The organism is Chitinophaga eiseniae (assembly GCF_012641265.1).
GTDB lineage: Bacteria > Bacteroidota > Bacteroidia > Chitinophagales > Chitinophagaceae > Chitinophaga > Chitinophaga eiseniae_A.
The window spans coordinates 1-1,456 of sequence record NZ_JABAHZ010000025.1 but is presented as its reverse complement, the minus strand read 5'-3'; the positions used below and the strand labels follow the sequence as shown (position 1 = coordinate 1,456).

At 37.7% G+C, this 1,456-nt stretch carries 2 protein-coding genes; both read right to left on the bottom strand.

All coding sequences use genetic code 11. From position 1 onward, the window contains the following. Window positions 1-40: 40 nt before the first annotated feature. Window positions 41-964, bottom strand: coding sequence for an IS3 family transposase (locus HGH91_RS30930; RefSeq protein WP_168743103.1), 924 nt, complete (start codon window positions 962-964; stop codon window positions 41-43). Continuing rightward, a complete protein-coding gene (locus HGH91_RS30925; protein ID WP_168743102.1) occupies window positions 859-1,413 on the bottom strand; it encodes a helix-turn-helix domain-containing protein in 555 nt (184 codons plus the stop codon). Before HGH91_RS30925 ends, HGH91_RS30930 begins: the two co-directional genes overlap by 106 nt. Between the last annotated feature and the right edge of the window lie 43 nt (window positions 1,414-1,456).

Genomic DNA, 1,456 nt, shown 5'->3' with positions numbered 1-1,456 from the left:
TGTAGTGCACCCAAAAGTTTGGACAAAAATGACTATTAATTTAAGCGGCTTTAGTTCGGTATTGTACTGGACTCAAGCCGTTTAATTTTAATTTGATCCTATAGTTATTGTAATAATAAATATATTTAATAATATCTCTTTTTAGAGCGAGTATAGAGTTGAACTTTTTAAGGTAAAACAGCTCTGATTTAAGTATGGAGAAGAAGTTCTCCATAGCGGCATTATCAAGGCAGTTCCCTTTTCTGGACATACTTTGTTTGATTTTCCTCTTTTTCAATATCTGTTGCCAGGCAGCCATCTGATATTGCCATCCTTGGTCGGAGTGCAATATCAGTTTAGATTTCTCAGGTAATTTCGTCAATGCTTTTTGTAACATTTTCATAGTTAGATTTGAAGTAGGACGCTCTGATAGACTATAACTTACAATCTCACCATTATATAAATCCATAATAGGCGACAGATAGAGTTTTTTGCCTCCCACAGAAAATTCTGTCACATCTGTAACCCATTTTTTATTAGGCTTTGCCGAATAAAAATTACGCTGAAGAAAATTAGGGGCAACCTTCCCCTGCTCCCCTCTGTAAGACTTATATTTCTTTATTTTAACCAGAGATTTCAACCCACATTCATTCATGATTCGGAGTATCGTCTTATGGTTAATAATCTGCCCTTGTTGCCTCATCGCAAGTGCAATACGCCTATAGCCATATCTGCCTTTATGTTGATGATAAATCAATTTAATTTTTGCTCTTAACGGTGCCCATTTATCCACTTGTTTCAACTGCTTGAGGCAGTAATAAAATGTGCTTCTTGCCATCTTTGATATTTTCAGGAGTAGTTCCTGAGAGTGACTGTGCCTTAATTCCTTGATGGCTTCTGCTGTATGCCTCGTTGTATTCGGGCTTCTTCTTCCTGGATTAAGGCATCTAACTTTTTTAAAAGAGCATTTTCTGCACGTAGCCATTCCACCTCTGCCTTCAGGGCAGCAAGTTCCTGTGCTTCAGTTGTTGTTAAGTTCGTATCTGTTTTTTGTTTCTTTCTTCCCATGGATTGCTTTTTCCTTCCTCTACTCTCATGCATTAAAGCTGAGATTCCCTTACCCTCATAGATCTTTAACCAGCTATAAACAGTACTGATATTAGGAATACCGAAGAGGGTGGATGTTTTCACCAAAGATAACCTGTTATTCAACATATGTTGCACAACATCTACTTTAAAGTCTCCCGAATATCTCCCAACATGTAAGTTTAAGCCTGCTTTACCATGTTGTTTGTAGTGACCAATCCATTGCCGAACATTGGATCTAGAGCAACCAAGACGGTTAGCCACTGAATGTATAGATTCATTCCCTTTTTCTACAGCGACAACTGCCGCTAACTTTTGCTTTAAGCTGTATTTTATCCTTTTATCCATAAAAATGCCCCCAAGAAGTGTCTAACTTTTTGGGGGCACTACA